Source organism: Nocardioides sp., from assembly GCF_031422975.1.
Classification (GTDB): Bacteria; Actinomycetota; Actinomycetes; order Propionibacteriales; family Nocardioidaceae; genus Nocardioides.
Window position 1 is genome coordinate 1 of the sequence record NZ_JANPEO010000319.1, and the last position, 7,727, is coordinate 7,727.

General features: G+C 70.9%; 9 protein-coding genes. 4 read left to right on the forward strand and 5 right to left on the reverse strand.

From position 1 onward, the window contains the following. The 3 genes from RMO85_RS09670 to RMO85_RS09680 form a co-directional block, all read left to right on the forward strand. On the forward strand, positions 1 to 595 hold a 595-nt coding region (locus tag RMO85_RS09670), incomplete at its 5' end, for a phosphotransferase family protein (RefSeq protein ID WP_310528517.1). Positions 596 to 656: 61 nt separating this feature from the next. Then, the gene (locus RMO85_RS09675) at positions 657 to 1,310 is read left to right on the forward strand and encodes a histidine phosphatase family protein (protein ID WP_310528518.1); all 654 of its coding nucleotides are present in this window, start codon (positions 657 to 659) and stop codon (positions 1,308 to 1,310) included. A 7-nt stretch (positions 1,311 to 1,317) separates the two neighbouring features. Further along, positions 1,318 to 2,052, forward strand: a complete 735-nt coding sequence (locus tag RMO85_RS09680; protein ID WP_310528519.1) for an SDR family oxidoreductase — start codon at positions 1,318 to 1,320, stop codon at positions 2,050 to 2,052. A gap of 7 nt (positions 2,053 to 2,059) precedes the next feature. On the opposite strand, the gene RMO85_RS09685 is transcribed toward RMO85_RS09680, so the two are convergent. Next, complete coding sequence (locus RMO85_RS09685; protein WP_310528520.1) at positions 2,060 to 4,174, reverse strand: DEAD/DEAH box helicase; 2,115 nt, start codon at positions 4,172 to 4,174, stop codon at positions 2,060 to 2,062. Positions 4,175 to 4,427: 253 nt separating this feature from the next. Between RMO85_RS09685 and RMO85_RS09690 the strand changes: the two genes are divergently transcribed. After that, complete coding sequence (locus RMO85_RS09690) at positions 4,428 to 5,045, forward strand: TetR/AcrR family transcriptional regulator (protein WP_310528521.1); 618 nt, start codon at positions 4,428 to 4,430, stop codon at positions 5,043 to 5,045. A 15-nt stretch (positions 5,046 to 5,060) separates the two neighbouring features. Here the strand turns inward: RMO85_RS09690 and paaE are convergent, their stop codons facing one another. The 4 genes from paaE to paaB form a co-directional block, all read right to left on the reverse strand. Further along, positions 5,061 to 6,119 carry a 1,2-phenylacetyl-CoA epoxidase subunit PaaE gene (gene paaE, locus RMO85_RS09695; RefSeq protein WP_310528522.1) on the reverse strand — a complete coding sequence of 353 codons (1,059 nt, stop codon included), beginning with the start codon at positions 6,117 to 6,119 and terminating at the stop codon, positions 5,061 to 5,063. Continuing rightward, a complete protein-coding gene (gene paaD, locus RMO85_RS09700; protein WP_310528523.1) occupies positions 6,120 to 6,617 on the reverse strand; it encodes a 1,2-phenylacetyl-CoA epoxidase subunit PaaD in 498 nt (165 codons plus the stop codon). Next, positions 6,614 to 7,549, reverse strand: coding sequence for a 1,2-phenylacetyl-CoA epoxidase subunit PaaC (gene paaC / locus RMO85_RS09705; RefSeq protein ID WP_310528524.1), 936 nt, complete (start codon positions 7,547 to 7,549; stop codon positions 6,614 to 6,616). Before paaC ends, paaD begins: the two co-directional genes overlap by 4 nt. Position 7,550: 1 nt before the next feature. Beyond that, positions 7,551 to 7,727 (reverse strand): 1,2-phenylacetyl-CoA epoxidase subunit PaaB (paaB, locus tag RMO85_RS09710; RefSeq protein ID WP_310528525.1); only part of this gene is annotated, 177 nt, incomplete at its 5' end.

A 7,727-nucleotide genomic window follows, 5' to 3' on the forward strand; every position in this document is an offset into this window, starting at 1 on the left:
CAAGGCAGCGGGCCTCGCGGAGCTCGGCAGGGGGACCCGCAAAGTCCGGCGCCAGGTCGAGGGCTGGTCGACGAGCAACCCCAACGCGCACACGCCCGACAATCCCTCCTTCACCGCGGTGATGGCCTGGCTCGACGCCCACCAGCCCGACGACGTGGCCACCTGCGTCATCCACAACGACTTCAAGGTCGACAACCTCGTCTTCGCCCACGACGACCCGACGCGCGTCGTCGGCGTCCTCGACTGGGAGATGGCGACGCTCGGCGACCCGCTGATGGACCTCGGCGGGGCGCTGGCGTTCTGGATCCAGGCCGACGACTCCGACGAGCTCAAGCTGACCAAGCGGGTGCCGACCGACCTGCCCGGCATGATCACCCGCGAGGAGTTCGTCCAGGCCTACTGCGAGCGGATGGGCTTCTCGCTCACGCCGGAGCAGTGGCGCTTCTACGAGGTCTTCGGGCTGTTCCGCAACGCCGTGATCGCCCAGCAGATCTACTACCGCTACTTCCACCAGCAGACGACCAACGAGATGTTCGCCCTCTTCGGACCGGGCGTGCAGATCCTCGACCGGCGGATCGCGGAGCAGATCGCGTGAACACCCCACGACGTTCTCCTCCCCCGCTCCGCTCCTCCGGACAACGCCGCAGGGACCCCGGGTGAGCCGGATCCTGCTCGTCCGACACGGCCAGGCCTCGTGGGGCGCCGCGGACTACGACCAGCTCTCGACGCTGGGTGAGGCGCAGTCACGCATCCTCGGCGCGGCCCTCGCGACCCAGGGCATCACCCCCGACGTGCTGATCTCCGGCGCGATGAAGCGGCACGGGCAGACCGCGCGCGGCGTGTGCGAGGGTGCCGGCTGGGAGCTCCCCGTCACCACCGACGAGGGGTGGAACGAGTTCGACCACCTCCAGGTCCTGGCCCGCCACCCCGCGCCCGAGGGCGTCGACATCAGGGCCGACCCGCGCGCGTTCCAGGCCTGGTTCGAGGCGGCGACGCTGCGCTGGACCGGTGGCGCGCACGACGACTACGACGAGTCCTTCGCGCACTTCTCCGCACGGGTCTCGTCGGCGCTGGACCGGACCATCGGCGGCCTCGGCCCCCAGGGCACCGCGGTGGTCTTCACCAGCGGCGGGCCGATCTCCTGGGCGGCCGCGACCCGCCTCGACGGCGGCACTCATCTGTGGCTGCGGCTCAACCAGGTGGTCATCAACGCCGCGGTGACCAGCTTCGTGGTCGGCTCGCGCGGCGCCACGCTGCTCGCCTTCAACGAGCACACGCACCTCTCCCCCGACCACCAGACCTATCGATAGGACCCCCATGCCCACGATCCTCATCACCGGCGCCTCCTCCGGGCTCGGCGCCGAGATGGCGCGCCAGTGCGCCGCCCTCGGCTACGACCTTGCGCTCTGTGCGCGGCGCACGGATCGGCTCGAGTCCCTGGCCGCCTCCCTCACCGGGGTGAAGGTCGGCGTCAAGGCACTCGACGTCAACGACCACGACGCGGTCTTCCGGGTCTTCGAGGAGTTCCGCGCGGAGTTCGGCACGCTCGAGAAGGTCGTCGTCAACGCCGGCCTCGGCAAGGGTCAACCGCTCGGCACCGGTCGCTTCGACGCCAACCTCGCGACCGCGCAGACCAACTTCATCGGCGCCCTCGCCCAGACCGAGGCGGCCGCGCGGATCTTCCGCGAGCAGAACGCAGGTCAGCTGGTGATGATCTCCTCGATCTCCGCCATCCGCGGGATGCCGAGGAACATCACGACGTACGCCGCCACGAAGGCCGCCGTCGCGCACCTCGCCGAGGGCTTCCGCGCCGACGTGATGGGCACCCCGATCAAGGTGACGGTGCTCTACCCGGGCTACATCGTCTCCGAGATGTCGGCCACGTCGACGACCACGCCGCTGGTCGCGTCGACCGAGAAGGGCGTGCGCGCGATGGTGTCTGCGATCGAGAAGCAGAAGGCCTCCGCTCGCGTCCCCGCCTGGCCCTGGGTGCCCGTCGGCTTCGCGCTCCAGCACCTGCCGCTCCCGCTCGCCCGCAAGCTGATGGGCTGAGAGCCCCTCAGCGGCCTCCGCGGGCGTCGAGCGCGTCGGTGAGGAGGCCGACCAGGGCCTCGAGCTGGACGTCGACGGAAGAGGCGATCTCGTCGGCGCCGTCGAGCGCGCGGGCCGCGAGCCCGGCCTTGGAGTCGATCAGCTCGGCGATCTTCGAGTCGATCGTCTGCGCGGCGATGATCCGCCACGCGGTGACCGGCTCCGACTGACCTATGCGGTGGATCCGGTCGATCGCCTGGGTCTGCTCCGCATCGGTCCACGACAGCTCCGCGAGCACCATGTTGGAGGCGACCTGGAGGTTCAGGCCGACTCCCGCGGCGGTGAGCGAGCAGACGATGATCGACGTCTCGGGGTCCTGGGTGAAGGACTCGATGGCCGCAGCCCGCGCCTTGGCCGTCTGGTCGCCGCGGATGGACACGAAGTTGATGCCGCGCTTGGCGAAGCTGGCCTGCGCCTCGTCCATCACGTCGATGTGCTTGGCGAAGAAGACGACCTTGCCGACGTTGCGTGCCAGTTGGGCGGTGTAGTCGGCGGCGAGGCCCGCCTTGGCCTGGCCGATCCGGCGCATCATCGAGAAGACGTTCTCGCCGTCCTTCGCGGACTCCATGTCCTCGCGCTCCCACTTGGCGACGCGACGCACGAGGTCACGGTCGATGCCGTCGACCACGATGTTGGTCGTGCGCGCCTCGAGGGCTGCGTCGTAGCGCTTCACCAGGCGGCGCGACAGCTCGCGCTCGGCATCGCGGATGGAGCGGCCCTCGGCACCCTCGAGCTCGACCGGGAGGTCGGCAACCCGGCGGGCGGGGATGTCGGCGGCGACGTCGATCTTCTTGCGCCGCACGATGCCCATCTCGATCACGGAGCGGCGGGCGTTGGGATAGAAGCCCGGCTCGCCCGGCATCAGCCCGGTGTCCTCGAGCTTGTTCATCAGCTCGCCCAGCGGCTTGTGGTCGTCGATCCAGCCGAGGAACTGCCAGATCGCGCGGAAGTCCTCGATGTCGTTGATCAGCGGCGTGCCGGTCAGGGCCATCAGCAGGGGCCGCGCGAGCCGGGTGCGGAGGCGCTGCGAGAGCTCGAGCACGTGCTGGGAGCGCTGCGACGACTTGTTCTTGATGAAGTGGGCCTCGTCGACGACCATGCCGCGGAAACCGTGGTTGCCGAGCCAGCCGACATGCCGGTCGAGGACCTCGTAGTTGACCACGACGATGTCGGCGAAGCCGTCGATCTCCTCGCCGTCGCCGTGGATGACGGTGACGGAGCGGTTGGGTGTCCAGAGGCTGACCTCGTGGGCCCAGTTGGCCTTGACGACGTTGGGTACGACGCACAGCAGCGGCCAGGCATTGGCAGCCTGCGCCGCGAGCAGCGCCTGGGCGGTCTTGCCCAGCCCGGGCTCGTCGGCGAGCAGGAAGGTGCGGTGGCCGGCCGCGGCGGCAGCCACGAGTGAGGCCTGGTGCGGCATGAGGGGCACCCCCGGCACCGGCACCGGCGCCGGCAGCTTCATGCAGGCGGCGGCCCCGCCTCCGACGTACTCGAAGGACTTGAACAGCGGCTCGAGCAGCTCCCAGTTGGCGAGGCGGCGCGCCTCGACGCGGTTGGCGTCGGCGGCCGAGAAGTCGGGCGCGAGGAACGGGTTCGCGAGCTGACGCGAGATCACCGACTGAGGGATGACCCGGCGGCCCGAGGTCGTCGCGGCGGTCTCGGGCTTGGGCGGCTCGACCTCTTCGGGGACGTCCATGCCACCCGACTTGAGCATCTGGCGTTTGAGGGCGCGGGCGCCTTCGGAGATCTCGGCGTCGTCGGCCAGCAGCTGCAGCAGCGAGGTGTCGCGCGCCGCGGTCTTGGCCAGGATGGTCGCGATCCCGTCGAGCCGCTTGAGCTGCTCGGCCTTGCGGCCCTCGCCCAGCTCGGTGTCGGCGTTGAGGCGGTGGCGCTCGTCGCGCACCAGCAGCGCCACGACCTGGAAGGTCGCGCGCCCGTGCGGGGCGACCTTGCCGCGCTCGGCCGCCTGCTCCACCTCACGAACGGACCTCGCGAGCACCGGGATGATGCCTTCGTTGTCCTTGCGGATCACCTTGGTGCCGCCGCGACGTGCGGTGGATGTGCGTCGGCTTCGCTGAGCCACTCAGTTCCTCCTCGGGATGCCCGCCACGTCCCGCGACGGACAAGCACTACCTGCGTCGCGGGAGACCGGTGGCGACTTCAGCGACGCAGAACCCGACTGTTGCCTCGAGACAGAACGTCACGTGCGGCACCGGATGAGTCGGGGCTCCGCCACCAGATCGGGTTGATCGAGCGACGAAGGCGTCACCAATACTACCTCGCCGGGACGCGAAAGCGTGCACCACCGCGCGCCCCGGGCGTGCGAGGCTGGGCTCATGACCACCGATGCGGCCCCCGACGCCACCTCGGCGCGACGCGGCCGGCCCGGCTACGACCAGGAGACCGTGCTCCGGCGCGCGATCGACCTCTTCAACCGCCAGGGGTATGACGCCACCAGTATGGGCGACCTCGCCCGCGAGCTCGGGCTGACGAAGTCCGCGATCTACCACCACGTGCCGAGCAAGGAGCACCTGCTGGCCTCGGGCCTCGACGAGGCGCTCGACGCTCTCAGCAGCACGGTGGCCGCGATCGCCGCGACGAGCGCGCAACCCGCCGAGACGCGGTTGCGGACGGCCATCCGCTCCTCCGTGGAGATCCTCGTCGACCACCTCCCCGCAGTGACCCTCCTCCTGCGCGCACGGGGCAACAGCGAGGTCGAGCAGGCGGCCCTGGACCGGCGCCGAGCCATCGACGACGCTCTCGCCGAGCTGGTCCGCGACGCCGTACGCGAAGGCAGCCTGCGCACCGACATCGAGCCCGAGCTGATCAGCCGCCTGCTCTTCGGCATGGTGAACAGCTCCGTCGAGTGGTTCCACCCCGACGGGGCGGTCGACGCCCCCGCACTCGCCGACGCGATCACCGGCATCGCCTTCGACGGGCTGTCACGGCGCTGAGTGACGCCTGACCGATCAGGCGTCGAAGTCGACGGCCACCTCGTCGGAGACGGGGAACGTCTGGCAGGTCAGCACGAACCCGCGGGCGACCTCGTCGTCGCCCAGCGCGTAGTTGCGACGCATGTCCACCTCGCCGCTGACGACGTGCGCCCGGCAGGTGCCGCAGACTCCGCCCTTGCACGCGAACGGCAGGTCGTTGCGCGAGGCCGCGGCTCCGTCGAGGATCGTCGTCGCGCGCGGCATCGGCGCGGTCGTGGTGCGGCCGTCGAGCGAGATCGTCACGTCGCTGACGTCGCCCTCGACGACGGCCTCGGGCCGCGCCAGCTCGGGCGGCGGCTCGTCGACGTAGAACAGCTCGTAGTGCACGCGGTCGCCCGGCACGCCGAGCTCGTCGAGCACCTCGCGCGCGTCCGCGATCAGTCCGAAGGGTCCGCACAGCCAGACGTGGTCGACTCCCCCGACCGGCACCAGCACGGAGATCAGCCGGCGCAGCCGGTCGGCGTCGAGCCGGCCGGTGAACAGCTCCACGTCGCGGGGCTCGCGGGACAGGACATGCACCAGCTCGAGCCGGTGGCGGTAGCGGTTCTTCAGGTCCGCCAGCTCCTCGGCGAACATCACCGTCGAGGCGTGCCGGTTGCCGTACAGCAGCGTCAGCTGCGACCCGGGGTTGCGCAGCACCGTCGAGGCGATCGAGAGCATCGGGGTGATCCCCGACCCGGCGGCGATGCACAGGTGCCGTCCGGACAGGTCACTGCTCGCCGCGAAGGAGCCGCTCGGTGTCTGCACCTCGATCACGTCGCCGGGCACCACGTCGCGGACCAGCCAGCGGGAGAAGAGCCCGTCGGGGATCTCGCGTACGCCGATGCGCGGCGCCGCTCCCGCCGGGGCGCAGATCGAGTAGGAGCGCCGGTGCTCGGTGCCGTCGATCAGCCGGCGCAGTGTCAGCGACTGACCGGCGTCGAAGTCGAACTCCGCGCCGAGGCCGCCCGGGACCTCGAACGTGATCGCGGCCGAGTCGTCGGTGAGCGACTCGACCGAGGCGACCCTCAGCGGGTGGAACGCGCCGCGGCCCATTCAGATCTCCTTCACGTGCTCGAACGGGTCCAGGCAGGCCCGGCACCGGTAGAGGGCCTTGCACGCCGTCGGCCCGAACTCGGAGGTCAGCTCGACGTCGGCGCTGCCGCAGCGGGGGCAGTCGATCGGGCGGCGGAGCGGGGTCAGGGTGAGCGTGACGGGGCCGGTCGGCGCCGGTCCGGGTGCGGAGAGTCCGTGGGTCGAAAGCTTGCGGCGTCCGCCCTCGGTGATCCAGTCGCTCGACCACGCCGGGCTGAGGCTGATCCTCACGTCCACGTCGGCGTAGCCGGCATCGAGGAGTGCGTGCCGGAGGTCGTCACGCATGGTGGCCATGGCGGGACAGCCGGAGTAGGTCGGGGTGATGGTGACCGTGACGCGCTCGCCCTCCTCGACGACGTCGCGCAGCACACCGAGGTCGACGAGCGTCAGCATCGGCATCTCGGGGTCGGTCACGGTGGCAGCCACCGCGAGCGCGCTGCCCCCGCGAGGAGAGCTCACCACTTCCCCATCGGGTGGGCGCGGGCCACGACCTGCATCTCGGCGAGCAGCTTGCCCATCGCCTCGGTGTGGTGGCCACTGCGGCCGAGCGGCCCGGTCCCCGACGGGGGCAGGTCGGGGCGCTCGATCCCACTGGTCGCGAGGACGTGCTCGATGACGGCGTCGACCTCGTCGGCCAGTGTGCCGGGGTCGACCCCGAAGGCCTGCTCCGCGGCGAGCGCCTCGGTCTCGCAGCGGCGCGACAGCTCGGCGTACATCGGCCACACGGTCCGGAGCCCGGCGACGAGCCGGCGTCGCGACTCCTCGGTGCCGCGCGCCAGCGTCACGAACCACCGCCCGGCGTAGTCGCGGTGGTAGGTGACCTCCTTGACACCCTTCGCGGCGATGGCGCTCAGCACCGGGTCCAGGCTGGTCGTCAGTCGTTGCAGGAGCGCGAGCCGGTGCGTGGCGAACAGCAGCAACCGCGCGATCGTGACCGCGAAGTCTCCGTTGGTCGCCTCGACCATGCGGACATTGCGGAAGGCCGGCTCTTCGCGGAAGAACGCCAGGGCGTCGTCGGGCGGGATCGGCGACCCGTCGGGCAGCGGCGGCACGACGCGGGGATCGGCCGCGGCGGCCCGGGCGAGCAGGAGTCGAGCCTGACCGAGCAGGTCGAGGGCGATGTTGGCCAGCGCGATGTCGTCCTCGAGGTCCGGCGCATTGCTCGTCCACTCCGAGAGTCGGTGGGCATAGATCAGCGCGTCGTCCCCGAGCATCAGGCAGTACGCCGCCAGCGCAGCGCCGTCGACACCCGCGGGGATCGTGGTGTCGACGCCCGCGAGCGGGTCTTCGAAGTCCGTGCCGAAGGCCCACTGCGAGGCCTGCTGGGAGGAGTCGCCGAGCAGTCCGTCGTAGACGGAGTCGTGGTCGAGGTCGAGGTCGTGGGATTCCATGTCACATGTGCGGAACGTCGTCGGGGATGGCATAGAAGGTCGGGTGCCGGTAGACCTTGTCGCCGGCGGGGGCGAAGAGCGGGTCCTTCTCGTCGGGGCTGGAGGCGACGACCAGGTCGGCGCGGACGGCCCAGATGCTGACGCCCTCGTTGCGGCGGGTGTAGACGTCGCGGGCGTG